Genomic DNA, 23,956 nt, shown 5'->3' with positions numbered 1-23,956 from the left:
AAGTAGTTTGTTTTTTATTTAAAATCAAGTCAATCAGCTTAAAATATTTTTAACTTAAAATTTGTTTTATTTTACTCAGAGAGATATATTGATGCAGTTTTTAACGTTATTATATATAAGGAGATTTCTATGAATATTCATGAGCACTATAATATATTGTCTCATAAGAATGTGCAAAATGATAATTTTAATAATACATATCAGGAATTATTAAAAAAAATTAAAAATAATAATATCGATGTTATCCTGCAAGATGAATTGATTAAAATTCTTGATAAATTTAAAAGCTCTGAAATGGGAAGATTTTTAATTGAAAATAGTGGTTTTAATGGTTTTTGGACTGAATATATGTGCTCATATCCTGAGACAAAAGGACTAGGCTTTAATGTCTCAGAAAATAAAGATGAAAATTATCTCATGGAAAATTTACCAATCGCCATTGCTACCCAAAGTCGATATCAAATTTTCAAATCTGAAATACAAAAACGTTTAAAGGATAATATAAAAATTGCCTCTCTACCATGTGGCTTGATGAATGATATTTTATCATTAAATTTCCAAGATTATAAAAACTTTATGCTTCATGGAATTGATCTTGACTCTTCTAGTCTACAACAAGCAAGAGCTATTTCATTGACGAAGGGATTAACTTACCATTGCAAATTTACAAGAGAAGATGCTTGGGAAATTAATTATAAAAATGAATATGATTTATTTATTAGCAACGGACTTAATATTTATGTAGATAATGATGAAAAGCAAATCGAAATGTATAAAAAAATACATAATTCGTTGAAAGAGAGAGGTGAGCTTATAACAAGTACAACTGTCCCACCCCCAGATTATAATGTGGACTCAACTTGGAAAATGGATAAAATAAACTCAGAAGGAATTAGATTACAGACTTTATTTTTCAAACACTTTACAAATTTTAATGAAAATACTTTAAGAACACCGAAACAATTATGCAGTATATTAGAAAAATCTGGATTTTCAAATTTCAAAATTCTACCAGATGTATTAGGAGTTTTTGTAACTATCGTTGCAACAAAGAGCTAGTTTAATTTCAGCACAAGCAAAAAATAGAATTTTAAATTATAAGTAAAAAGTAACATCACTCAAGTCGACTTGAGCGATGTTATTTATAAACTAGGAAACAAATACTGCCAAATTTTAAGCAACTCTAGTTACTTTATGTCATACTATTGTTGTAAAAGCTTAATTGACTCGTTTGTTCTTGAATTATATAATTATTAGAAATTTCATCGATTATAAAAAGGAGTGAAACTTGACTTCTCATTCAAAGTGTCCTCTTTCAACAATGGCTGTGACGAATTCAATAGCAAATTGGTGGCCAAATCAAATTAATTTAAATATTTTGCATCAACATTCTTCTCTTTCTAACCCGATGGAAAAAAGTTTTAATTATGCCGAGGAGTTCAAAAGTCTTAATCTTAAAGCCGTCATAAAAGATTTGCACTTCCTCATGACAGATTCACAGGATTGGTGGCCGGCAGATTATGGTCATTATGGGCCCTTATTTATTCGTATGGCATGGCACAGCGCAGGAACATATCGCGTAGCAGATGGCCGTGGAGGAGCTGGTTCAGGCTCTCAACGCTTTGCACCACTTAACAGTTGGCCAGATAATGGAAATTTAGATAAAGCGCGTCGTTTACTTTGGCCTATCAAGCAGAAATATGGGCGTAAAATATCATGGGCTGATTTAATGATTCTTGCTGGAAATGTTGCCTTAGACTCCATGGGATTTAAGACTTTTGGTTTTGGTGGTGGACGTGAAGATGTTTGGGTACCTGAGCAGGATATTTTTTGGGGTCCCGAACGAAAATGGTTAGGCGATGAACGTTACAGCGGGAATCGTGAACTTGCCAATCCTCTTGCTGCAGTTCAGATGGGTCTTATTTATGTGAACCCTGAAGGACCTAATGGCAAACCCGATCCGATTGCTTCAGCTAGAGATATTAGAGAAACTTTTGCACGAATGGCTATGAACGATGAAGAAACCGTTGCTCTTGTTGCTGGTGGTCACACTTTTGGTAAAACCCATGGTGCTGCAGATCCCAGTAAATATGTTGGCCCTGAACCAGAAGGAGCCACTCTTGAAGAACAAGGTTTAGGTTGGAAAAACTCATTTGGCAGCGGAAAAGGAATTCATACTATAACAAGCGGCCTCGAAGGTGCTTGGACCCCTACTCCCATAAAATGGGACAATAGCTATTTCGAAACTCTGTTTGGCTACGAATGGGAATTAACAAAAAGCCCAGCTGGAGCTCACCAATGGATTCCAAAGGATCCTTCTGCTGGAAAAACTGTTCCAGATGCACACGATCCCACTAAACGTCATGCCCCAATTATGACAACAGCTGATCTTGCTATGCGTATGGATCCTATTTATGAAAAGATTTCACGTCGTTTTATGAAAGATATGAAGTCATATGCCGACACTTTCGCTCGCGCGTGGTTTAAGTTAACCCATCGAGATATGGGTCCCAAAGTGCGTTATCTAGGACCTCTTGTGCCTAAGGAAGATCTGATTTGGCAGGACCCTATTCCAAAAGCAAAGCATAAACTGATTGGTGAGAAGGAAATTACAGTTTTAAAAGCTAAGATTTTAAAAAGTGGCTTGAGTGTCTCGCAACTTGTCAACACTGCTTGGGCATCTGCTGCAACTTATCGTGGCAGTGACAAACGAGGAGGAGCAAATGGAGCACGTATTTGTCTCTTACCTCAAAAAGACTGGGAAGTGAATCAGCCTTTGGAATTGGCAAAAGTACTTAACAAACTTAAAACAATTCAACAGGATTTTAATACCGTTAAAGGAAGAAAAACAAAGGTCTCACTTGCAGATTTAATTGTTTTAGGAGGCTGTGCTGCTATTGAAGCTTCTGCGAAGATAGCTGGCCACAAAATTAAAGTTCCTTTTTCGCCAGGACGCATGGATGCTTTGCAAGCGCAAACAGATGCGGATTCCTTTTCAGTGCTTGAACCCATTGCAGATGGGTTCCGTAATTATGTCCGTAAAGGGCAAGAACAATTTGCAGTGGAATTACTGATAGAAAAGGCCAATCTTCTCACTCTAACAGCTCCTGAAATGACAGTTTTAATTGGTGGAATGCGTGTTCTAAATGCTAATTTTGCTCATACAAAACATGGTGTCTTTACAAAAAAACCTGAAATTTTAAGCAATGATTTCTTTGTTAACTTACTTGATATACAAACAAAATGGCAGAAATCCGGCACAGCAGGTCTCTATGAAGGACGGGACAGCAAAAAAGGCGTAGTGAAATGGACGGGAACCTCGGTTGATCTTATTTTTGGTTCAAACTCTCAACTCAGAGCAATTGCTGAGGTTTATGCAAGCTCCGATGCAAAAAGTATATTTATCCATGATTTTATAGCCGCTTGGCACAAGGTTATGAACTTAGATCGATTTGATCTGATCGAGAAAAAGAAAAATAAATAGAGTAAATATTAAATCAATAATTTCTCCACAGACATTTTAATATCTTTTAACTCTTTTATTTTAAATTAAATATTTACAAGTATTGACTAAATTAAAATAATATCTTTTTTTAATTATGATTAAAAAAAGATGATTAAAATTGTTTTTATATTTTATAAAAATATGTATTTTATTTATGTTGATATATTATGAGTCAATATTGTTTTCTTATTTTATAAATTTAATTTTCTTTATAAAAATTAGGCCTTATTATACGAAGAGACCCCCAAAAGATGGAGACTGAGTAATGGCAAATTCTTTAGATTTTAAAAAATTGCTTGCAGAATTTATAGGTACTTTTTGGCTTGTTTTTGGTGGATGCGGAAGTGCTGTGCTTGCTGCAGGTTTTCCGGGCTTAGGAATAGGTTTTGTAGGTGTTTCAATTGCTTTTGGTCTCACTGTTTTAACAATGGCATACTCTATAGGACCTATATCTGGATGTCATCTCAACCCCGCTGTTACGCTCGGTTTAGCAGTCGCTGGAAAATTTAATTGGAAAGAACTTCCGTATTATTTTATTGCTCAAGTTTTTGGAGCGATCATTGCAAGTGCAGTTTTATGCATTATTTTAAGTGGAAAAGCTGACTTTATAAGTATTGGAGACTTTGCAAGCAATGGATTTGGAGATCACTCTCCTGGTAAATTTTCATTTTTATCTGGTTTTATCACAGAAATCGTAATGACTGCTGTATTTTTATTTGTCATTCTCTCTTCAACCGATGCAAAAGCTCCAGCAGGTTTTGCCCCCATAGCAATTGGTTTATGTCTGACTCTCATTCATCTTGTATCAATACCTGTGACAAATACTTCAGTAAATCCCGCACGGAGCACAGGCCCCGCCTTGTTTGCAGGCGGTTGGGCAGTTGAACAGCTTTGGATGTTCTGGCTTGCTCCTTGCCTTGGAGCGGCTCTAGGCGCAATTACTTATATGTATATATTTAACATCCCATTTAAAAAACCAAGCAAAGGGAAATGAGCAATTCCTAGAATAATTTTTCTTTGCGATTAAAATTTTTATTCGCAAGTGTGATCGGGTACTGACCATTCTCCCCACATATTGATACCGCTATGATTCCGACATGCTTTAGGGTGAGGAAAATAATAACCGTTAATATATGCAGGTTGAGCTGCGCATGCTGTTTCCCAATCATGCCCTCTTGGAATATTCCACAAAATTGCTGCATATTTTGCTTGGCCAGTTCCATAGCATCCATACTTTGAAAATGAACCCCAATTGGCAGCATTTGCTGAAAAACTGAAGGATGAAGCTAAAAATGCAAGTAAAGTAGCGACTTTAAACTTTTTCATACCGATCCTTTCGTTGTTAGGGAGGTGCCCAAAAAACAGTAACAGATTTAAAAAATTAAAAACGGTTTTAGACTTTTTTTTTTCACAGTATGCTAATCTTACTTTTTTGTAATGAATTTCTTGTTCTTATTTTTAAATTCTCATAAAAAAATATTTTAAGGTAAAAAATGAATTGGAATGACACTCTTTTTAAAATTGAAGATAAAAACATTTATACTCTTGCGCAAAGTTGGAATGCTGAGGAAAATTCTTTGTGTTTAATATCTAAAGGTATCAATATAATTTATAAGTTTAGGGCAAATAATACAAATGAATATCTAAGAATAACTCATCAGAATATTCGTAATTATTCTGCTCTTGAGTCTGCATTGAAATTTCAAAAGATCTCCTTATCCAATGGGGAAAAGAACTCGCAAAATTGCATAGATCAACTCTGTCTTTTAAACCCGACTCAAAGAGTAATTATTTATCTGTATTTGATCTTCTTAAAGAAACTGAAGAATATTTAGCGAATGAAGATGAAAAAATACGACATATTTTTAATGAGATTAAGACATGGTTGTCAAGTCTGTATAAGAATATGCAAAATTATAAGCTTACCCATGGGGATCATCGTGAGGCAAATGTGCTTTGGGATGGAAAGAAAATAACTTTTATAGATTTTGATGAGCCTGTTTACAATTGGTTCTTGGCAGATATTGTCAGACCTTTTATAAACCTTTTTGAATGCAACAAAAAAATACCTGAAGAATTGACATTTTTTTTAGAAGGATATCAATCCGTTCATCTTATTGATAGTGCAAGCAATACAAATCTTTTTTATTTTGCAAGAATGAAAGCAATGGAAATGTATTTATGGACAAAAAATATTTGGAAAAGTGAGACAATTCCAGGTGGTGAGACGCAAGACATTTGGCTTAAATCCCTTAGAAGAATTATCTTTATCGAATAGTATTAGAAATTTGTGTGTTATTTCAATTTTCTTTTGCTATAGATATACCCGAGTAATATACAATCTCTCCATTTATAATTGTTGCATAAAATGCCCAATCGTTATTAGGAGAAATATGCGGCTGAACGAAATAATCACTGGGACATGATTCTTTCATTTTTAAATACTCGGCAGGTTGCATAAAAAATGCTTTATTTATAAAGGGAGCTGAGCTTCTCTTTTTTAAAATATAATATCCTTCAATTTCAATTTCTTTATTATTATTTTTAGCGATATATAAATCTCTATTGTCAGTAATGTTAATGCAAAGTACATTTGCACTGATTGCATATGAATTTTGCCCTATAAGAAATGGAAGGAGACCAAAATATTTAAATAATTTTCTTTTCATAACAGCTAAACCTCAGATAAGAAAATTTATAACTTTTTTTTCTTGCGATATTGAATGCCATTAAACATAGCTTGAGTCAAGGGGGACTTAGCTTTTATTTCATGAATACGAAGCATAATAATATGCACTGCTGTAAATACCATGGTAAGATAAAAAACAACTTCGTGAATTTTGCTAAGAAGCTTAGCAAATGGGGTTTTGATTGCACTGTATTCTACAAAATAATGAAAAAAACTCATTTCATATTTTTGCGCCGCAAGATAAAGACCTGAATATGCCTGATAGAGCATCAATATGAAAAGACATATATATGAAAAACCTGCATATTTATCATGCCCCCAATTTTCACTAGCATCGTATTTTCGAGTGCTTAAAAGTTTAAGATACGCTTTCCAATTTATCATGTTTTTAAACAGAGCATGCTCTGGTCCAATAAATCCCCATATGATTCTCAGAATAACACCAATAATTAAAACATAGCCTATTAGGATATGATATCTATATAAAATTTCTTTCCAGTTGTCATAAGGCTTTAAAAAATTTTTTAACCATATAGTGAGCATTAGACTGAATATGGACAGAGCATTGACCCAATGTAATATTCGCAAGAAGGGATCGTAGACATACTTTTCTACAAAAATATATTCACTTTCTTTTTTATTCTCATTATTCATCCGCACTTCCCTTTTTAAAGAAAAATTAAATTGAAATTTTACTGAACCTCAAGCTCTCCTGTTGCAAATTTTATATTCCAATTTAGCATTAACTATGCAATTTTAATTATCAACAAATTTTGTCACTCTTTTATGTAAAAATTTGTTTTTATTTTCATTATTAATCTTAAATCATTCATTTTTTAGAATCAATGTCTGAAAAATGAATGATGTTGATATGTGTTTATTCTTAATCATTCTTTATTTCATTCTAAAACGAAGTCTTTGTTCAAACAAAATTCTTTATATTCATTCATAGATAGACTTGTTTTTTTTATAAGTTCTAAATCCTCAAGCTTTTTTTGTATTACGTAACTAAGCCAACAATGACTTAAACTGGTTGGGTGGGGAGAATCCCAAAAAATTGTATTTTTATCGACTTCTTTATTAGAGTTTTTACATGCATGTTCTAACGATGATTTATAATAGCTTTCATTACTCAATGAGGTAATAAGTGCAACTTTTGTATATCCTCCAGTATAGCAAGAATTTTGAATAAATGTATCTTTTTTTCCTGCAACTGGAATGTTGGAGTTCAATAACGTATAACCATAATCAAAAATATCATCAACATAGAAATGTTTATTATTTATATAAGAATCAAAATCTTTTGCTATGTCAAAATAGATTATTTTTATCTTTCCTTGTAATTTTTTGTTCAATGCATCTATTGATTTTTTTAACTCAATATTATGCTTTTGAATGACAGCTGAGAATTTTTCTGAGAATTCTTGTTTATCTTTAATTTCATCATTATATTTAACATATTTTGCCGATAAAACAGCGGGTGATTTTCCAATATCTGGTATGTTCATGACAAGAAAATAATAGGCATCTTTTAGATATAAAGTTTTGATTTGTGTCATGATATTACGAACAGTATTTTTCACTATAATATTTATTTTTTTCTCGCTATCTTTATCTTTTAATAATAAATTTGTAATTTTGCGAAACTCAAAATCTGCGACATAATCATTTGAACCTATCCAAACAATATATAAAGCCTCTTTTGGTTTATATATTGTTTTTGTTTTGCTTTTATACGAGTTCACCGTTAAATAATTATTTAAATAATCTGAGATTGCAAGTTTCGAATTACCAGAAACTAATTTTGCAACTTTGGCATCTACTTTATCACTAAAATTATTGATTAGTATTTCATTTGACCCTGAAGTTTTTGCCCCCCCATAGGAAAAATTAAAAATAGGTATCTGGGTGGTATTAGTAAAATAATCTGGCCAGATAAAGCCATTGGAAAATCGGCCGTACCAATAAGGATAATAGGGAATAACTTTTGTCCATCTTTTTAAATTACCTGTGTCTGAAAGGCTGTCTCCAAAGACGATAATCTGTTTAATTTTAGATTTTTTAAAATTATCTTTAATAAAACGAATAGGATATTCATAGGCATGAAAATTGGACATTGAAGCTTTGAAATCATAGAGTTTATAACTCTTTTTGCTTGGCCAGAGAACAACACCTTTTTCAATTGCTCTTTCACAACTTTTTATAATATCATTGCGCGTATATATTTTTTCTACAAAAAATCCATCTTTAATATTGCCATGCAGTGTTAATTTTTCAGAACTTTTGTTATCTAGTGCCCAATAATAGTTGGAACTTGCGCCGATATAAATTTTGCTCGGTTCCATAAGCGAAGGATTGGAGCTATTTTCGTCTGTAACCGTGTCATAATAATAACAAGCAACATAATAATCTTCTGCAAAAGCACTGATAGATAAACACAAAAAAAACAATGTGATAATAAAATTTCTCATATTAAAGTACTCTAATGATTTATGCAAAAATTCATCAGTGTGTTCATTCATTTTACTTATTAAAAGGTCATCTTCTCTTAGAATACAACATTTATACTAAGATATGTCAAAAAACTGAGTGTTTTTATCTTTTATGTATTTTCTAATATAAAATAAATCGAGATTATTTACAAAACGGAGCGACCTATGAAAAATAAGCTTGTGATGATTGTTCAGATTCTGCTAGGTCTCATTTTTTTTGTTGCTGGTTTGAATGGTTTTTTTCATTTTTTACCAGCTCCAACAAGTATGCCCCCTGCTGCAGGGTCTTTTATTGGGGCTCTGATAGCGACCGGTTATCTATTTGCACTTGTTAAAGGAGTAGAAGTTGTTTGTGGATTTCTCCTTTTAGCAAATATGTGGACACCTTTAGCGTTGGCTGTTTTGGCACCAAATGTGGTTAATATTTTTCTTTTTCATCTTATTCTTGCTCCCTCAGGTTTGCCTGTGGCTATTTTTGTTTTAGCAGCGGAATTGTTTTTAGCATTCTCTTACCGCAAACGTTATTCTTCTATGCTCACAAGAAAATAAATCACAGATATTGAGAACAAATGTGTGCACAATTTCAAGTCGAATTGATTAAATTTCAAAAATCCTTAGCTATTTTTGCCTTGGATCTGCAAAGTTCTTCATGGAAAAGCCGAATTTTACCACACTTGGATGCACCCGTTATTTTATTTAAAGATGAAAAATATGTTATTGATTTATTCCATTTCTCGCTAATCCCTATCTGGTCTAAAGTTCGTAAACCCAAGTTTGCAACGCACAATGTACGTTTGGAAACAGTGCTTGAAAAACCGACTTGGCGACGTCCATTTTTAAAGAATCACTGTCTTGTTCCCATGACTGCTTTTATTGAACCAATTTATGAAGGAAAATTTGCAGGCAATATGATTCGCTTTGAATTGGCTGAATGTGTTTTTGTGCCCGCAATTTTTGACAGTTGGGAAGATAAAAGTACAGGAGAAGTGATTCACTCTTTCTCAATTTTGACTTCAGAGCCTGGTAAATTCGTAAGAAAAATAGGACATGAAAGATCTCCTATATTTTTAAAGCAAAATATAAAAAATTTGGGAAATTGGTTTGACTTTAACAAGCATGATGGCAATTCTTTTATTGAGTTACTTAATAAACAGTACGAACCTAAGATGTCAGTTATTATTGATAGACCATTAAAAAAAGGTTGGGAAAAGCGTAAATAGACTTTGACAAAAGCACAAATACCATACAAATATATGGTTGGAGGGCTTATGTATTGCTTAGCATCTTTTGAAAAAAAACTGTATCTTCCATTTGCTTTTAACCCTGTTTGCGCTGGTTTTCCTTCACCTGCAACAGATTATATGGATAAAAAAATCGATTTAAACGAGTTTATTGTGAAACATCCTGCAGCAACTTTTTATGTGCGGGCAGAAGGCAATTCCATGCTCGGAGCTGGTATTCACAGCGGCGACCTCCTCGTTGTGGATCGCTCACTGAAAGCAGTCAATGGCAGCATTATCGTGGCTATTGTTGATGGGGAATTTACAGTAAAGCGCCTTTGTTTGAGAAATAATAGTATTGTTTTGCAAGCAGAAAATGATTTGTATAAAAGTATTGTCATAAGTGAGAATATGGATTTTGAAATTTGGGGCGTAGTTACGACTGTTATTCACTCTGTTTAAAAAGAATTTTACACAATAAGACACAAAAAATGATTTCATTGATCGATGGCAATAACTTTTATGTATCCTGCGAAAGAGTCTTTAATCCAAAATTGCGCAATAAACCTGTAGTTGTTCTTTCAAATAATGATGGCTGTGTTGTTTCAAGAAGTGATGAAGCAAAGAAACTAGGAATAAAAATGGGCCAACCTTTTTTTGAAATAAAGCCACTCATAAAGAAACATGACATAAAATATTTTTCATCTAATTATAGTTTATATGGAGATATGTCTGCTCGAATTATTAAAACTTTGGAACAATTTTCGCCAGAAATAGAAATCTATTCCATTGATGAGGCTTTTATTGATCTCTCACATGTCAGTCAAGAAAAGTTACATGAATTTGGTTGGAAAATTAAAAATACAGTTTATCAGCACACAGGAATTCCTTGTGGTATAGGTATTTCTTTTACAAAATCTCTCGCAAAAGTTGCCAACAAAATTGCAAAAAAATCGGCAAAGGCCAAGGGAGTTCTTGCTCTTTATGAGCAAAATCATATTGCAGAAGCATTAAAACGAACAGAGGTCGGAGATCTCTGGGGAATTGGCAGAAAGTATGCAAAAAAACTGAAAGAAAATGGAGTGCATTCCGCACTCGAATATAGAAATTTAGAGATAGACTGGTTAAGAAAAAACTTAACAATCAATGGAGTGCATCTTGCGCAAGAATTGCATGGTATTTCTCGTATTGAGCTCGAACTTTTTCATGAACCTAAAAAAAGTATTACGGTCTCTCGCAGTTTTGGCCGTGCCCAGAGCGATTTCAACGACATTTTTTCTGCTCTTGCAAACCATATTGCTGTCGCTTGCCGGAAACTACGACAAGAAGGACTCGAGGCACAATATTTTTGTATTTATCTAGCAACTAGCTATCATAAAGAAAATTTTTTTAGCGATTCTATCAATATTCGCCTTCCTTATTATACAAGTTTTACCCCAGAATATTTAAAATATGGATTGATAGCCCTTAAAAAAATATTTAAGGAAAATAAAATGTATAAAAAATGCGGCATTCTCCTTTTTGATTTAAAAAGTAAAAGCACACTGCCCTCTCATTTATTTGATTTTCGTAACCTTGAACAGGAGAATGCTCTTATTTCAACTATCGATCAAATAAATGATCGCAATGGATCCTCTGCCATCAATTTTGCCGATCTTTTTATCAACAAAAATTGGGCTCCACAAAGGGCTCATGTTTCAAAAAAATACACGACTAATTTAAATGAAATTATCAAAGCAAGATAGGAAGTATAAATTATAATTTTCTTATTATAATGAAGCTTAAAATAGATAAAATATTTAATTTGGCATTGAAACGATTGCTAAGCTTGAACCAAATAAATCATCATTAGATAAAGCAATACCGTCTACTTCCAATAAGTTTTTATTTCTACCGCCAATAAGTTCTATGCAGTTACTTCCATCAAGTTGACATCTAAAAACTGCACCCGTTTTTAATCCAGTTTCACTTTTTCTCCCAATAGCTCCGATATAAAGATACTCTTTTGAAAGAGCAAGACTTGTTGCAAAATAATCTCTGAAAAAAAGCCCGAGATTTTCAACACTTTTTGTGTTTTCACCGCCAATAATTTCTTTACAATTATTGCCATTTAAATCGCATTTAAAGACAGCGCCAATATCGTAAAGATAAGGGGTATGTGGGGGCAAGCCATTTCGTCCCATCGAACCGATATAAAGACTTGAAGCATTTCCTACTAAACTACTGCCAAAACAATCATTCTCATTTAGTTTTAAATTCGGTCCTTTCAACTGACTGCATTTTTCCCCTTCTAAATTACATTTGAAAACAGCTCCACTCATACCTTTCTTATTCTTTGCCCCAATAAAAAGTGAAGAGTTTGTAGCGAAAATACTTGATCCAAAGGCATCATATTTTGCTAAACTTGCTGATATTTTACTTGCTTTGTTTTTTCCGGCAATTGCTTCGACACAGTTTTTGCCATCTAATCCGCACTTGAAGACGGCACCAATTTCATCTTTTTCGGCACTGTTTCTGCCAGCTGCACCAATTAAAAGTTTGTCCTTCAGGGCAAATAGACTCGTGCCAAAATAATCACTTGTAAATAAACTTATTTTCTTAAGATCTGAGTTTTTAGGCTTTGGAAATGGAATTTCCCCACCAATAAACTCAACACAATTTGAACCGTCTAAATTACATTGGAATACAGCGCCTATATCTTCTTTAAAATTGGGATCAGAAATACTTGCGGCATCTGACACTTTTTTATTATCTCTGCCTAAAGAACCAATTAACAGTTTGCCATTGCTGACAAGAAGACTCGAACCAAAACGATTTCTTGGGTATAAAACAATCGAATGCTCCGTCATATCATCAGGCGCTTTAAATTTTATATTCCCCCCTAAGAACTCGATGCAATTTTTTCCATCTATATTGCATTTAAAGACAGCACCTTTACCTGCCCGCCCTTGAGCGCCAATCAGCAAATAATCTCGAGTTGTGCTGATATTTGTTTTCTCACTATTCGTGAGCTCTGCCAAAGTTTTCCCATGATTCTCATTAGCAGAAGTTGCTTTACATAAACTTATGGAAAAAAGAAAAAAGGGAATTATAAATTTGCAGCTGAATTTCTGCAAGAGAGGAAAATTGACGATAGATTGAAAAATCCGTTTTTTCATGACTTACCTCACTTAAAATTATTTAACACAAACCTGTTACATTAGATTTATCTGATTTATATTGATTATACACAAAATTGAAGCGTCAATAAAATACGTCTATTAAATTAATTTGTATGTCTTGAACAAGAGGATATACAATGTAATTAAGATATACTTAGATAAATGAAATAAATGTTCAAAAATCAAGTGCTTAAACTCTAGGAGCATTTATTATATGCTAAAGAATTTAATAATCTATCCGTTGCTTTTAATTTTTTTTATAAGCTGTAAAAGTTTAAATAATTCACTCAGTGTAGTAATTATTGAACGATCAAAGCCGGATGAAGAAAAAGAAAAAATATCCTTGGATGAATCGTATAAGTATGATGTCGATGAAGACTTTCTAACTGATATAAAATACCCTTTTCGCTTTAAGAAAGATGCAGTAAGCTCTATAGTATTTCACTATACAGCGCAAAAATTTAAAAAATCTCTTCGTTCATTAACCAATGGTGGGAACAGTTCGCACTGGCTCGTGCCAGAAAAGGGTGATACCATATATAAAATTGTGAATGAAGACAGAAGAGCTCGCCACGCAGGTGAAAGTCGATGGAAATATCGAAAAAATTTAAATGTGATCTCTGTTGGAGTTGAAATAGTTAATTTAGGATTTAGATGCAGAGCCCTCCGAAAATATTGCCCTAAAAACTCGTTAGAATGGTTAGAATATCCTGAAGAACAACAGAAATTAATAGTAGCTCTCGCGAAAGATATTCAAAAGCGTTATAATGTTGACCCGATGTGTGTGGTTGGTCATGCAGATATTGCTCCTGAAAGAAAATTAGATCCCGGTCCGCTTTTCCCATGGAAGCGCTTAGCTGACAATGGTGTTGGTGCATGGGTTACAGAAGAAGAAATTCAAAGAGAGATTCAGAATATTAAAAAAACCATCACAGGAGAAATATCAAGATTAATCGTACAAATTAGATTTCATGAATTTGGCTATGACATAAAAAAAGAAGGCACATCAGATAAATCATTGCATAACAAGATCTTAAAGTATCAATATAGTATGCGAAAATCACCTATTGGTGAATTAAGTGAACTCAATAAAGTTAATGATTTTGGGAACAAAAAGCCTGATAACAATATTTTTGATGATAATAAAACAAACTTCGCTATCCAAGCATTTTTAATGCACTATAGACCAAAATTATATTTAGCAAATGAAAATAATGACCAATTTACAGACCACTATGATAAACACAAGCTTGATCATAATCCAGATCACGAATCGGATAATGATGTGAATAATAAAGCAAAATATAACGTAGCAAATATCGAAATTCTCGCTACTTTACAAGCACTTCTTATTAAATACCCCAATAAAACAAGAGTAAGCTGTGAATTTGATCTAGCAAAATAATTTATTAAATTCTTTTTAACTTCAGGAATTTTTTCCACGAATGAGAAATTCAATTTTATTTGAAGTCTTTGCCAGTTTTTCACTTTGTTCAGAGACATTCTGTGATGATTCAGAAGTGAGCAATGATGTTTCTTGACTTTTTTGTGTTACATTATCAATTTGAGACATTGCTGTTGAAATCTGTTTGACACCAATTTCCTGTTCTTTAGTTGCATCCGATATTTGTTCTAACACTGACGATAAAGATTGAATGTTATCCGATATAAAATGAAAAGTTTCCTGAGCTAATCCCGTAATTTTCTTGCCTGAGTCGATACGTTCCTTCGTAATTCCTAATATTTTATTCACTTGTTCTTGGCTAGAAGTAATGAGTTCCTGTATTTCCAAAGCAGACTTTCCGCTGATCTTAGCTAAATTTCCCACTTCTTCAGCTACCACTGCAAAGCCTTTACCATATTCACCGGCACGTGCAGATTCAATTGAAGCATTTAGAGATAAAAGTTCAGTTTTTGTGACTATTTCATTAATCATGGCTGTTTTTGCGTGAATTTGTTTAATTATATCTGATATATTTTGCAATTGTGTGTTCGATTCTTGAATGCTCTCCATGGAAAGAACAAGATCATTCATGATCTTCTCACCTTCTTTTGCTTTTTGAGAAGAGTTTTTTGCAATATTACTAGACTCCTTTGAATTTTCAGTTGTTCTATTGACCATACTGGTAATTTCATTGATAGCTGCGCTCGTTTCATGAACAGATGATGCTTGCTCCGTAACTGAATGAGAAAGATTATGAGCACTCTCTTTTAAAATGACACCTATAGCTTTCATCTTATTGCTCTGTTCTTTTAATTCAAATATAGATTTTTCAATGGATAATGTTGTTTTCCGAACAATTTGTATGATAATAATAAGAATAAGCAATGACAGTATTAAAATTGAACAAACAGTTATCGATGTATAAAATGTTAAATTTTTTCCTTTTTGAGTAGATTCGATAGCTCCTTTATTATTGACCTCAGTTATTTGATTTAAAGCGCCTTCAATTATTAATTGAAATGGACGTCCTTTAACATTAAAGACTTTAAAAGCTTCGGAATTTAGTCCTTTTTTAGATAAATCCAGAGTTTGCTCAATAATTATTGAAAAATCATTCCAAGCAGAACTTAATTTTTCATAAGCTTCTTTTTCATCTGGTACTGAAATTAATTTTTTATACAATTCTTTCTCTTTGACAAATTTTTCTATAGCTTTTTTTAAGATTTTTACTCCCTCTTCCTTTTCTTTTTTATTATCTTCTAAAATAATTCGAAGAGGCCTTCTGCTAATTGAAGAAAATGTCGACTGCATTTTCTGAGCAGACACAATACTTGGCAACCAATTTGTTTCTGTTTCAGCTGAATAGACCTGTGTTTTATTGATCATCATTATAGAAAAAATAGAGATAAATAAAATAAAGCTAAAGAGAATTATCATAGATAGGTTTAATTTATATGAGAAACTTTTAGTATTCATAAATTTTTAGCTTTCTCCATTCAATGAATATTAAAAAAATTATACCTTGAACATTTAAGATAATATATATTCGACCAAATTTCAAAATGAGCTAAGACAATCTTGTCAATGAGAATTTCTAAAATTAATAGTTAAAAATTGAAACTATTATAAATTTATTTTATATATTTTATAAAATCAACACTCGGAACGTTTGGACAATATGGACAGCTCAACGCGTATAGAGAAATCAGGATTACAAATAACATCCTATAATTCTAATATAATAAGCATATCTAAACTTTATAAGCAATGTTACTTTAAGCAATCCGCTAAAGTGATTGTAATAGAGATCTGGCAAGATAGATATTCTTAAAGTTTAAAATAGCTTTTTTTTAAAATGCGTGTACTCTATTTTCAATTACGTAATTGCTTCTTGTTCTGAAATTAAATTACACAGATATGCTTATTAAAGGAGTCTTTAATATGTTACTTTATGCAAAAATTATAAGAATAAGTTTTAAAAAAATAGCAATATCAATAATAGGTTTTTCATTATTAGCATCATGTGGAAAAAATAGAAATAATAACTCAAATTTGAATGATGTTAACAAGTCTACTTTAGATCAAACAGATGATATTGAAGCTACAGTTGAAAAAACATATATTGATAATGATATTTATGGGAGTCGTGCCAATGACTCTGTTACTAATGCGAGCGAAGGAGTTTCTAAAACTCAGCATGCTATTACTATAAATGGAAAAAGAATAAAGTACACAGCCACAGCAGGGCATCTCGTTACGGTAGATCCAGATTCTTCTATGCCAAATGCAAAAATGTTTTATATTGCATATACCTTAAATCAACAAAATAAAGAGAAGCGACCAGTAACCTTTATTTATAATGGAGGTCCGGGCTCATCTGCTGTGTGGCTTTTGCTGGGTTCATTTTCACCAATACGCATAAAAACTTCGATGCCTGACTACACTCCACCCGCACCTTATACAATTGAAGAAAATCCAGATAGTTTACTTGATAAAACAGATCTCATTTTTATTAACCCTGTAGGAACTGGTTATTCTGTCGCAATTTCTCCTGCAAAAAATAAAGATTTTTGGGGAGTGGACCCAGATGCTAATTCCATAACTGCATTTATTAAACGATATTTAACGCTTAATAACAGATGGAATTCGCCAAAATTCTTAATGGGAGAATCTTATGGTACGCCAAGAAGCGCGGTCACATCTTATATTTTGCATCAAAATGGAATTGATTTAAATGGGATCACTTTAATCTCATCTATACTTGACTATAGCAAATTCGGAAATACAGAGGGACTCTTTCCATCTCTTGCAGCAAATGCTTGGTATCACGTACTTTCTTCTGGTGAAAGCAAACTAAGTCTTGAGAACTTTGTAAAAAATGCTATTAGATTTTCAAACGATAAATACGGGCCATATTTAACTGATTGGCGAACAAGCTATTATGAATTCAACCGTTTAGTATTTCACAATCCAAACTATTATTTAAAATATCGTTTAGAAAAACTATTAAATGAAGTTAGTAGTTATCAAGAACTCATTGAAAATCTAGCGACAGGATATCCTGACGAATATGAACTATCTGTTAAACTAACTGATTTAATAAATAATTTAACACCCATGGATCTTAAATTAGTTCAAAAAGCATCAAAATTTATTGGTATAAAACCAGAAGCTATCCAAGCACAAACGACTCTTGTGTTTAAAAAAACTCCCCTTTTGGATATGACTGATTATTTCTTAAACAATTTACTTGCAGATAAAGGAAGAGTCATTAGTATTTATGATGGGCGATCTACTGGCTTAAATACAGGCATAGCTCGCAATATTCGTGATTTTTTAAGTAAAGACCCTGCTGTTGTCAATGTACAAGGAGCTTATACCGCAGCATGGAATCACTATTTAAATAACGAATTAAAATATTATTCCAGATCTAATTTTCAAAGCATGAATAGCTTAGTGGGAGATAATTGGAACTATAGTCATATTGACCCGACTGGTCGTCAGAGAGGAGGAAACTCTGAAAATACAGGAGGTCTTTATACTGCAGGGGATCTTGCTGCAACGATGAGTTTAAACCCAGATCTCATTGTTTTTCAAGCGAGTGGTTATTACGATACTATAACTCCTTTTTATCAGTCAGAACTTGATATTAAAGCAATGGATATGGACCCAGCTTTGCAAAAAAATATAACTATAGAAAAGTATCCATCAGGCCATATGATTTATTTAGATAGTAAATCACGTACAGCAATGAAGGAAGATTTAAGCAACTTTTATAATAAAGCATTAAATAATACCAATGCAATGAAACGCATTTTGATTTTGCAAAATAAAACTATGAAAAGTCTTTCAAATAATAAAATAAATTAGATAATGCATGTGCAAAACTATTCTCTTGTGGAAAGCAAAATTTGCATGTATCTTCTCTCCTCTTAATATTTTTTTCCTTAGCAAGGATTTAATTTTACTTGCTCTTTAAATTAATTTTAATGAGTAAAAATATAAGAAATATATGGAGTTATTGGAGAGAAAATATGAAAGTTGGAATTTTTCACACAGCTTTTATAGGTGATATAGCATTGAGTAGTCTTTTAATTGAAGCTTTATTTCAAGAAAAGCATGAAATTTATTTGATCACTCGAAAAGCAAGCATTTTGTTATATAAAAATGACCCAAGAATTAAGGGTTTTGTATCTGCCGATAAAGCAAAAGGAATAAAGAAAATAAATTCATTAAGAACTATAGCAAATCAAATAAAAGCATTGAACTTAGAAGTCTTACTTGTCCCACATAAATCAACAACATCTGCTCTTTGCGCATATTTGAGTCATGTTCCAAAAAGAATTTCTTACAATGACAGTTCTCTGAGATTTTTATACACAGAAAATCTTCCTTTTCATAAGGAAAAACATGAATGTATTAGATGCCTTGATATTGCGCCCAGATGGCTTGTTTCTGAAACAACCTATCAAAATGCAGTTAAAATTGCTCGCCCAATTTTAAAACCAGCTCAAGATATGCCTACATTTAATTTAAAAAATCCTCATTTCTTTCAAAATAATAATTCTTTTTTTATAGTAAGTCCTGGCTCTGTTTGGGCCACAAAAAAGTATCCTCCTCAGCATTTTGCGAAGGCTATTTTTTCATTATTGAGTAAAAATAAAAATATAAGATGCATTTTAACAGGAACTCAACAGGATAAAATGGATATAAACACTATTTTATCTTTCTTTGCACCCTTTTCTGAATTATCAGCACGTATTATTGATACTTCTATGTACTTGCCTTTAGATGAATTTGTTACATTAATATCTAAAGCTCAATTTGTGATCGCAAATGATTCAAGTCCGATTCATATTGCTTCGGGTTCAAATATTCCTGTCGTTTCTATCTTCGGCCCAACAACATGGAAATTTGGCTTTTACCCAACTTCAGACAAAAATGTTGTCCTTAATTACAAAGATGAAAATGGCAATACACTGGCTTGTCACCCATGCACTCCCCACGGATCACAGACCTGTCCACAAAAACATTTTCGCTGTATGCTAGAATTATCGCCAGACCTTTTAGCAAATTCGGTTGAAAAATTATTACCTGAGTTGTTCATTTCATAAATTATTTTTTTAAGCTTAAATAAATATTTACTAAACTGTGCTGGCCATTCTTTTTTTCATTAGTATAAACTTCAAAATCAGTGTGAAATAATCGTTCTCCACCTAATTGTTTAGCATTCATTTGCCATATTTTTTGCCATGTGTTGTAAGCTACATTTTCAGAAAGCTTATGAATTGGTGAGATAACTGAATACTTGCCAACCTCTATCTGTTTAACAGCGTATCTATCATCATTTAAATATTTATCTGGATCAGCAATTTCATAACCAATAAAGTAATCATATTGACCATTTTCATCACTCTCGTAGTTTGAATAGACAGCATAAATATCATTGGAAATTTTTCTATCGAGTTTAAAAGTATTTAAAAATTCATTCCATAGAGAAGGAATTTTGCCTTCACCCTTTATTTCTAAAGAATTTTGAGTGCGTGTTTCAATTCCTACTAAAAATTTTGGGCTTTTCATTTCAATTACATTCATAAAAAACTTCCAATGTATAAAAGAAAACGTTCATAAAAACTTAGAAACCATAACTGAAGAATTAGTATTTATAAGAATTCTTGTCAAGAGCACTGGAACACGGTTGTCAGAAAAATATAATTTTTTTTAATTTAAAATTCGGGCAAATGAAACAAAATTGCATTCTTATGATAAATTTTGACAAAGTTGAAGGTAGAATAAAATTAGCGTATAGTTTCTTAAATATTAGGTTTGTGTTGGAGAAATGTGTGGTAAATTTTTTACTGAAAATTAAACATTTATCATTACTAGCAAAAATTTTTACACTTAGCATTGGCAGTGTTATTATTACTGGTATCACCTCGCTTATACTGGCAAAAAGTAACTTTAATCAGCAAGAAGAATTTTTAAAAGGAAAGCTTTCACTTGCTACTCAAGATCTGTCAAATGCTATTCAAGATCAATTTTATGATAGATACACAGATATAAGAATGTTTTCTCAGCATTTTAAAAATTTAAATTATCCTCAAAATGAAAGCACTGCTTATTTAAATCAAATTATTAAGCTTTATAAAATATATGATTTGATAACTGTTTGTGATTTAAATGGAAGATTGATAGCGGTAAATAATATAGGAAAAAATGGATCTTATATTAATAGTGATTTGTTTTATAAAATAAACTTTTTAAAACTCAAATGGGTTCAAGAAACAATAGAAAATAAGTATCTTGAAGATAAAACAAAGAATTTGGAAAATGTAAATTTCCAAGACGCCCAATTTGATACACAACTGGAATCTATTTTAAAAGAAAATGTCTACACAAGTATATACTCTACATTAATTTATAATAGTAAAAATGAACCTATTGGGGTAATAAGTGCGCATGCAAATTTTGCATGGGTAGAAAATATTATTAAAAGACTATATGCCGATTTTTCAAAAAGCGGACTTAAAACTTTAGAAATAAATGTGTTGGATAAAAAAGGTTTTCTATTATTAGATTACAATCCAATGTTAAATAATGGTAAAACAGAAGTAAAACATAATGAAAAAGTTTTAAATAAATATAATTTATTTACTTCAAATAATTTTTCAGGCGAGGAGGGAGTGATTGAAGCTCTCCATTCAAGAAGAAAAGTAATGCAGATAAAAGCATTTAAAAATATTGCAGGTAATAAAATCGTAGACAGTCTAGGTTGGAAAATTATTGTAAAAATGGACAGCAGTGAATTTTTTGCTGATATTTATCGAGGGGAAATAATCTATTTATTGTCATTTATATTGATAATGATTTTAGTTATATTGATTAGTTATATATTTAGTTCTCAATTGAGCAAATCTTTATCAGTTGTGGCAAACTCTTTAACTCTTGGCAATCAGTTGCTATATAAAACTTCTGAAGAAACCTCAGCTGAAAGCCAGAAACTTTCTGAGGCTGCTATCAATCAATCAGACTCCCTGCAAAAAACTGTTTCAGCCGTCAATGAAATCAATTCCATGATTAGTAAAACAAAAGAGATGACTGTTATTTCTCAAGAAAAAGCTGGAGAAAATAAAGTAATAGTCAATCAAGGAAAAGAAATAGTTCATAAAATGCTAAAGTCGATCGAAAATATAAAATCTAGTAATGAAAATGTTTATCAAGAAGTTATGCAAGGTAACAATCGTATATCAGAAATAGTTAAACTAATTTCAGAAATTGAAAATAAAACTAAGATAATTAATACGATTGTGTTTCAGACAAAGTTACTGTCCTTTAATGCTTCTGTAGAAGCTGCTCGTGCGGGCGAAAATGGAAGAGGATTTGCAGTTGTTGCTGAAGAAGTTGGGAACTTAGCACAGATGAGTGGAAGTGCTTCAAAAGATATTTCGGTCATGCTTAAAGCAAGCATAGAAAAAGTAAAAAGCATAATTGCTGAGACAAAACAAAATATTGATAATATTCTTGAAAGCTCTAAGTCTGCAATGCAAAGTGGGGAAAAAGTCAGTTCAGATTGCTCCAAAATTTTTGAAAATATTTATGAAAAAACCGAAGAATTTGCAACAATAGTTAATGAAATTGCAAACTCAACAAAGGAACAAGCAAAAGGAATTTCAGAAATAAATGTAGCTATGAACGAATTGGATTCTGTTACAAATAACAATACAGCAATCGCAAAAAAATCTGCAGAAAATGCTACAGAGTTGCTGAAACAAAGTTATGAAATAGAAAAAATGTCAAACTATCTATTAGCCATAATATCAGGAAAAAATAATTAAATTTATAGATAATAGAAAAAGGGTATCAGGAAAGGAACAAGTACGGTTAAAACAGCCCCCGATATTAGCGCAAGCGGAATAAAATCATTGCCACAATGTTTTTCAATCATAGGTAATGCAACGTCCATTGCAGCGCCACCCGAAGCAGCAATGGCTTCATGATTTCTGCCAATTTTAGAAAATATAGGAAGAAGAATTAAAGCGAATATCTCACGAAATAAGTCACACAAGAAAACTGTGGAAGCCAAAATAGGTTCATCCATTTTAGATAGCAAAACTCCAGATAAAGTATACCAGCCAAAACCAGAAGAAAGAGCAAGTGAATTTTTTAATGATAAATCTAAGAATAAAGAGGAAAAAGCACCTCCACTTAATGATCCTAGGACAGTGATAAGTGCAACAATTAAACTTGATTTCTGTAAAAATATTTTTTTAAAACAAACTTGAGAAAAAGCAAGTTTTATACCAATAAAAAACACCATAAAACACAATAAAATAGTAACAATAAATTCATGCTCAAATGATGGAATAATTTTTAAATATCCCAATAAAAAACCAAAAACAACAAAAAGGCATAAAACAATAGGATCTTTTACAAAGTCTAAGAAATGAATATTTGACTTTCTTTTATCTGAAACTTTTATATTTTTTTGAGTTTTTATACTAAAAATTTTCTTGTAAATCACAATAAAAAATATAACAAAAAAAGAAGTGCAAAGAGCCAAAACAAAAGCATTAAAACCTAAAGTGAATAATTTATGTAAGATATTAGGAACATAAGAGATACTGAGTCCCATAAAAAACAACAATGCAAAAAGGCAAATATTTGTAAAAATAGAGATTAATTTAGAGGAAAATTTTAAGCAAAATCTATGAAAATTAATTCCAATGAAAAACGAAAGGAATAATGGAATTAAACTCTCTAAAGCAAGAATCATATATTAGCCTATCTATACAAATATAATAATAATTTTTTACAGATTAAAACTCATTCAAAGGAAGATTTAATTTTATTTGATCTTTGTCTTACTGGAATGGATATTCTTAAATCTGAGTTCTGGAACAACCAGAATCATAAACTCAACTATTACAACTAACCTCACAGAAGGTCAATATGGAATAAGCTCTATTTATTGCATTAATTAAGGGCTCTTTCAAGATCTTTTTGTATAGAAAAAAACTATAATATTTAAGTACTTACAATAAAACCTCCATTTTGATGATTTTCTAGTATTTCTAAGAATTTATCAGATCTGGCTCAATCTTTACTCAAATTAGACCCGAAAGTTCGATTTTTTAAATTCAAATCTTCAATAGAACCAAGGAATCAACTTGAGTTTGTGAAGCAAAAATTTTTGAGCAGAAAATTTTCAATCGTTTATATTTTTATTAATATGAAAATATTAATCAGATATTCTCATTAAAATTAACAAATATAGAAAAATAATACCGATTTTTTTAATAATAAATTCAGTATTATTAAAATTTTTAAACGAGGTTAAACTGCAAAGATTGCCTTATAATAATTACCCTAGAATAAAACCTACTCAAAAAAATCTCCTTAACTCTCTTTACTTATAAAAATTATTCTATAACATATAAATAAACCA

20 protein-coding genes are annotated in these 23,956 nt (G+C 31.7%); 12 read left to right on the top strand and 8 right to left on the bottom strand.

Going from position 1 to position 23,956, the window contains the following annotated elements; translation table 11 throughout:
• Nucleotides 1-129 precede the first annotated feature (129 nt).
• From H7355_RS01200 to aqpZ, 3 genes are all read left to right on the top strand, one after another.
• The gene (locus H7355_RS01200; RefSeq protein WP_186644134.1) at nt 130-1,059 is read left to right on the top strand and encodes a class I SAM-dependent methyltransferase; all 930 of its coding nucleotides are present in this window, start codon (nt 130-132) and stop codon (nt 1,057-1,059) included.
• A 229-nt stretch (nt 1,060-1,288) separates the two neighbouring features.
• Complete coding sequence (katG, locus tag H7355_RS01195) at nt 1,289-3,484, top strand: catalase/peroxidase HPI (protein WP_186644133.1); 2,196 nt, start codon at nt 1,289-1,291, stop codon at nt 3,482-3,484.
• Between the two features lie 286 nt (nt 3,485-3,770).
• Nucleotides 3,771-4,499 (top strand): aquaporin Z, encoded by a 729-nt coding sequence (aqpZ, locus tag H7355_RS01190; protein ID WP_186644129.1) that lies wholly within the window; start codon nt 3,771-3,773, stop codon nt 4,497-4,499.
• Between the two features lie 38 nt (nt 4,500-4,537).
• Here aqpZ and H7355_RS01185 read toward each other — a convergent pair whose 3' ends face one another.
• Nucleotides 4,538-4,831 (bottom strand): hypothetical protein, encoded by a 294-nt coding sequence (locus tag H7355_RS01185; protein WP_186644127.1) that lies wholly within the window; start codon nt 4,829-4,831, stop codon nt 4,538-4,540.
• A 367-nt stretch (nt 4,832-5,198) separates the two neighbouring features.
• Between H7355_RS01185 and H7355_RS01180 the strand changes: the two genes are divergently transcribed.
• The gene (locus H7355_RS01180) at nt 5,199-5,783 is read left to right on the top strand and encodes a phosphotransferase enzyme family protein (protein WP_186645382.1); all 585 of its coding nucleotides are present in this window, start codon (nt 5,199-5,201) and stop codon (nt 5,781-5,783) included.
• Between the two features lie 22 nt (nt 5,784-5,805).
• On the opposite strand, the gene H7355_RS01175 is transcribed toward H7355_RS01180, so the two are convergent.
• The 3 genes from H7355_RS01175 to H7355_RS01165 all read right to left on the bottom strand — a co-directional run bounded on the left by H7355_RS01175 (nt 5,806) and on the right by H7355_RS01165 (nt 8,665).
• Nucleotides 5,806-6,174: a hypothetical protein gene (locus H7355_RS01175; RefSeq protein WP_186644125.1), complete on the bottom strand. Its 369-nt coding sequence runs from the start codon at nt 6,172-6,174 to the stop codon at nt 5,806-5,808.
• A 26-nt stretch (nt 6,175-6,200) separates the two neighbouring features.
• Nucleotides 6,201-6,848 (bottom strand): cytochrome b/b6 domain-containing protein, encoded by a 648-nt coding sequence (locus H7355_RS01170; RefSeq protein WP_186644123.1) that lies wholly within the window; start codon nt 6,846-6,848, stop codon nt 6,201-6,203.
• A 245-nt stretch (nt 6,849-7,093) separates the two neighbouring features.
• The gene (locus H7355_RS01165) at nt 7,094-8,665 is read right to left on the bottom strand and encodes an SGNH/GDSL hydrolase family protein (protein WP_186644121.1); all 1,572 of its coding nucleotides are present in this window, start codon (nt 8,663-8,665) and stop codon (nt 7,094-7,096) included.
• Between the two features lie 186 nt (nt 8,666-8,851).
• Here H7355_RS01165 and H7355_RS01160 point away from each other — a divergent pair, with 186 nt between their 5' ends.
• From H7355_RS01160 to H7355_RS01145, 4 genes are read left to right on the top strand one after another with little or no spacing between them, the layout of a single operon-like run.
• Complete coding sequence (locus H7355_RS01160) at nt 8,852-9,235, top strand: DoxX family membrane protein (RefSeq protein ID WP_186644119.1); 384 nt, start codon at nt 8,852-8,854, stop codon at nt 9,233-9,235.
• A 20-nt stretch (nt 9,236-9,255) separates the two neighbouring features.
• Nucleotides 9,256-9,906, top strand: a complete 651-nt coding sequence (locus H7355_RS01155) for an SOS response-associated peptidase family protein (protein WP_186644117.1) — start codon at nt 9,256-9,258, stop codon at nt 9,904-9,906.
• A gap of 48 nt (nt 9,907-9,954) precedes the next feature.
• On the top strand, nt 9,955-10,368 hold the full coding sequence (locus H7355_RS01150) for a LexA family protein (protein ID WP_186644115.1): 414 nt from the start codon (nt 9,955-9,957) through the stop codon (nt 10,366-10,368).
• A gap of 29 nt (nt 10,369-10,397) precedes the next feature.
• The gene (locus H7355_RS01145) at nt 10,398-11,651 is read left to right on the top strand and encodes a Y-family DNA polymerase (protein ID WP_186644112.1); all 1,254 of its coding nucleotides are present in this window, start codon (nt 10,398-10,400) and stop codon (nt 11,649-11,651) included.
• Between the two features lie 54 nt (nt 11,652-11,705).
• Here the strand turns inward: H7355_RS01145 and H7355_RS01140 are convergent, their stop codons facing one another.
• Nucleotides 11,706-13,064 carry a hypothetical protein gene (locus tag H7355_RS01140; RefSeq protein ID WP_186644110.1) on the bottom strand — a complete coding sequence of 453 codons (1,359 nt, stop codon included), beginning with the start codon at nt 13,062-13,064 and terminating at the stop codon, nt 11,706-11,708.
• Between the two features lie 217 nt (nt 13,065-13,281).
• On the opposite strand from H7355_RS01140, the gene H7355_RS01135 reads away from it, so the two are divergent.
• Nucleotides 13,282-14,472 (top strand): N-acetylmuramoyl-L-alanine amidase, encoded by a 1,191-nt coding sequence (locus H7355_RS01135; protein WP_186644108.1) that lies wholly within the window; start codon nt 13,282-13,284, stop codon nt 14,470-14,472.
• A 21-nt stretch (nt 14,473-14,493) separates the two neighbouring features.
• On the opposite strand, the gene H7355_RS01130 is transcribed toward H7355_RS01135, so the two are convergent.
• Complete coding sequence (locus H7355_RS01130) at nt 14,494-15,987, bottom strand: HAMP domain-containing methyl-accepting chemotaxis protein (protein ID WP_186644106.1); 1,494 nt, start codon at nt 15,985-15,987, stop codon at nt 14,494-14,496.
• Nucleotides 15,988-16,452: 465 nt separating this feature from the next.
• Here H7355_RS01130 and H7355_RS01125 point away from each other — a divergent pair, with 465 nt between their 5' ends.
• Both H7355_RS01125 and H7355_RS01120 read left to right on the top strand, forming a co-directional pair.
• On the top strand, nt 16,453-18,381 hold the full coding sequence (locus H7355_RS01125) for a S10 family peptidase (protein ID WP_186644104.1): 1,929 nt from the start codon (nt 16,453-16,455) through the stop codon (nt 18,379-18,381).
• 164 nt (nt 18,382-18,545) lie between these two features.
• Nucleotides 18,546-19,625: a glycosyltransferase family 9 protein gene (locus H7355_RS01120; protein WP_186644102.1), complete on the top strand. Its 1,080-nt coding sequence runs from the start codon at nt 18,546-18,548 to the stop codon at nt 19,623-19,625.
• A 1-nt stretch (nt 19,626) separates the two neighbouring features.
• Here H7355_RS01120 and H7355_RS01115 read toward each other — a convergent pair whose 3' ends face one another.
• Nucleotides 19,627-20,106 carry a GyrI-like domain-containing protein gene (locus H7355_RS01115; RefSeq protein WP_186644100.1) on the bottom strand — a complete coding sequence of 160 codons (480 nt, stop codon included), beginning with the start codon at nt 20,104-20,106 and terminating at the stop codon, nt 19,627-19,629.
• A 248-nt stretch (nt 20,107-20,354) separates the two neighbouring features.
• Here H7355_RS01115 and H7355_RS16110 point away from each other — a divergent pair, with 248 nt between their 5' ends.
• Nucleotides 20,355-22,346 carry a methyl-accepting chemotaxis protein gene (locus H7355_RS16110; protein ID WP_186644098.1) on the top strand — a complete coding sequence of 664 codons (1,992 nt, stop codon included), beginning with the start codon at nt 20,355-20,357 and terminating at the stop codon, nt 22,344-22,346.
• Between the two features lie 2 nt (nt 22,347-22,348).
• Here H7355_RS16110 and H7355_RS01105 read toward each other — a convergent pair whose 3' ends face one another.
• Nucleotides 22,349-23,143 (bottom strand): lysine exporter LysO family protein, encoded by a 795-nt coding sequence (locus H7355_RS01105; RefSeq protein ID WP_186644096.1) that lies wholly within the window; start codon nt 23,141-23,143, stop codon nt 22,349-22,351.
• Between the last annotated feature and the right edge of the window lie 813 nt (nt 23,144-23,956).

The sequence above is a fragment of the Fluviispira vulneris genome, from assembly GCF_014281055.1.
GTDB classification, from domain to species: domain Bacteria; phylum Bdellovibrionota_B; class Oligoflexia; order Silvanigrellales; family Silvanigrellaceae; genus Silvanigrella; species Silvanigrella vulneris.
This window is presented reverse-complemented; position numbering and strand designations above follow the sequence as displayed.

Bases quoted from the DNA above. Each gene is read 5' to 3' on its own strand.
- H7355_RS01200 (WP_186644134.1), top strand. From the start codon at position 130: ATGAATATTCATGAGCACTATAATATATTGTCTCATAAGAATGTGCAA.
- aqpZ (WP_186644129.1), top strand. From the start codon at position 3,771: ATGGCAAATTCTTTAGATTTTAAAAAATTGCTTGCAGAATTTATAGGT.
- H7355_RS01185 (WP_186644127.1), bottom strand. From the start codon at position 4,831: ATGAAAAAGTTTAAAGTCGCTACTTTACTTGCATTTTTAGCTTCATCC.
- H7355_RS01175 (WP_186644125.1), bottom strand. From the start codon at position 6,174: ATGAAAAGAAAATTATTTAAATATTTTGGTCTCCTTCCATTTCTTATA.
- H7355_RS01170 (WP_186644123.1), bottom strand. From the start codon at position 6,848: ATGAATAATGAGAATAAAAAAGAAAGTGAATATATTTTTGTAGAAAAG.
- H7355_RS01165 (WP_186644121.1), bottom strand. From the start codon at position 8,665: ATGAGAAATTTTATTATCACATTGTTTTTTTTGTGTTTATCTATCAGT.
- H7355_RS01160 (WP_186644119.1), top strand. From the start codon at position 8,852: ATGAAAAATAAGCTTGTGATGATTGTTCAGATTCTGCTAGGTCTCATT.
- H7355_RS01155 (WP_186644117.1), top strand. From the start codon at position 9,256: ATGTGTGCACAATTTCAAGTCGAATTGATTAAATTTCAAAAATCCTTA.
- H7355_RS01150 (WP_186644115.1), top strand. From the start codon at position 9,955: ATGTATTGCTTAGCATCTTTTGAAAAAAAACTGTATCTTCCATTTGCT.
- H7355_RS01145 (WP_186644112.1), top strand. From the start codon at position 10,398: ATGATTTCATTGATCGATGGCAATAACTTTTATGTATCCTGCGAAAGA.
- H7355_RS01140 (WP_186644110.1), bottom strand. From the start codon at position 13,064: ATGAAAAAACGGATTTTTCAATCTATCGTCAATTTTCCTCTCTTGCAG.
- H7355_RS01135 (WP_186644108.1), top strand. From the start codon at position 13,282: ATGCTAAAGAATTTAATAATCTATCCGTTGCTTTTAATTTTTTTTATA.
- H7355_RS01130 (WP_186644106.1), bottom strand. From the start codon at position 15,987: ATGAATACTAAAAGTTTCTCATATAAATTAAACCTATCTATGATAATT.
- H7355_RS01125 (WP_186644104.1), top strand. From the start codon at position 16,453: ATGTTACTTTATGCAAAAATTATAAGAATAAGTTTTAAAAAAATAGCA.
- H7355_RS01120 (WP_186644102.1), top strand. From the start codon at position 18,546: ATGAAAGTTGGAATTTTTCACACAGCTTTTATAGGTGATATAGCATTG.
- H7355_RS01115 (WP_186644100.1), bottom strand. From the start codon at position 20,106: ATGAATGTAATTGAAATGAAAAGCCCAAAATTTTTAGTAGGAATTGAA.
- H7355_RS01105 (WP_186644096.1), bottom strand. From the start codon at position 23,143: ATGGGACTCAGTATCTCTTATGTTCCTAATATCTTACATAAATTATTC.